The 1,312-nt window shown below is 71.6% G+C and carries 4 protein-coding genes; 3 read left to right on the plus strand and 1 reads right to left on the minus strand.

The window, feature by feature from the left end:
- The coding region (locus GJ633_RS16705; RefSeq protein ID WP_156589652.1) for an RNA 2'-phosphotransferase at positions 1-533 on the minus strand (533 nt) is incomplete at its 3' end.
- A gap of 109 nt (positions 534-642) precedes the next feature.
- Between GJ633_RS16705 and GJ633_RS16710 the strand changes: the two genes are divergently transcribed.
- From GJ633_RS16710 to GJ633_RS16720, 3 genes are all read left to right on the plus strand, one after another.
- On the plus strand, positions 643-909 hold the full coding sequence (locus GJ633_RS16710) for a 50S ribosomal protein L37ae (protein WP_156589653.1): 267 nt from the start codon (positions 643-645) through the stop codon (positions 907-909).
- Positions 910-913: 4 nt separating this feature from the next.
- Complete coding sequence (locus GJ633_RS16715) at positions 914-1,048, plus strand: DNA-directed RNA polymerase subunit P (protein ID WP_094534055.1); 135 nt, start codon at positions 914-916, stop codon at positions 1,046-1,048.
- A gap of 17 nt (positions 1,049-1,065) precedes the next feature.
- Positions 1,066-1,312 (plus strand): KEOPS complex subunit Pcc1 (locus GJ633_RS16720; RefSeq protein WP_321169140.1); only part of this gene is annotated, 247 nt, incomplete at its 3' end.

The raw sequence follows: 1,312 nt of genomic DNA on the forward strand, positions 1-1,312 counted from the left end.
TCGACGACGAGCACGACCGGATCGTCGGCGTGGCGCCGGCCGACTCGCTCCGCCTCTTCGACGGATTCCGAGAGGTGGACCCGCTGGCGGGACATCGGCCGAAGTCCCTCCTCGCGGATGGCGTCGAGGTCGCGCGGTGCGGTGCCGTGGTACAGCGTGTCCGGGACCGGGCCGGACCCGTCGTCGCGGGTCACGTCGACGGAGTGACCGTACGCCGCCCTGACGCGACCGTCGTCGGCCCGTTCGAACCGCCCGTTCGGATCGGTCGCGACGACGCCCGCGACCGCCTCGCGCGTCGCCCAGTCGTACCGCTCCGTCGCGGCGTCGACGAGGGCGTCGAAGTCCGCCCACCCCCGGTCGTCGAGCGTGAGTCCGACATCGCCGGGGAAGTGCCGGAGCACCCCGGAGAGGAACTTCGAGAGACGCTCGCGGTGACGACCGTCGAGCAGGTGACGCCCGTCGGCGCCGCAGCCCGGACAGGACTCGCCGGCGAAGAAGCCGTGGTCGTCGCAGGTGCGCACGTCCGACGGCATATGTCCGATAGCGCACGGACGGCAAAGAGCGGCGGGGTGGTCGTCGCCCCGACGCGGACGCCCCCGACTCGTAGCCTTTTTACCCGCGCTGGCGGTAAAGGGAGTCACTATGGCCGAGGACAAGGCACGAAGCACCGGCAGCGCGGGCCGATTCGGGGCGCGCTACGGCCGGGTCTCCCGAAAACGGGTCCAGGACATCGAAGCGGAAATGCGCAACGCGACCGTCGACGGCGACGACGTCACGCGCGTGGGTACCGGCATCTGGGTCAACGAGGAGACCGGCGAGACGTTCACCGGCGGCGCCTACCGGCCCGAGACGCCCGGCGGCCGTACCGTCCGCCGTTCCATCCGCGCCGCGCTCGCCGACGAGGAGTAGGCAGATGAGCTACAAGTGCTCCCGCTGTAAGCGCGACGTCACCCTCGACGAGTACGGCGGCGTGCGCTGTCCGTACTGCGGCCACCGCGTCCTCCTGAAAGAGCGCGGCGGCGACGTGAAGGAAGTCGACGTCGAGTAGTCGTTTTCGCCCCGACCGTGACCGGGTCCCGCGCGCACGAGACGATCCTCTCCGTTCGCTACGCCACGGAGCGACGGGCACGGCTCGTCGCGGACGCGCTCGCGCCCGAGGTCGGCGAGATCGATGACGCGCGCTCGGGTGCCGCCGTCTCCCGCGACGGCGAGATCGTTCGCGTTCGCGTCGCCGCGGACGACCTCGTCGCGCTCCGTGCCGGGATCAACAGCTGGTCGCGGCTCGTCGCGGTCGCCGAGGACGTCCTCGGCG

It is taken from the genome of Halorubrum sp. CBA1125 (genome assembly GCF_009742825.1).
Lineage (GTDB): Archaea > Halobacteriota > Halobacteria > Halobacteriales > Haloferacaceae > Halorubrum.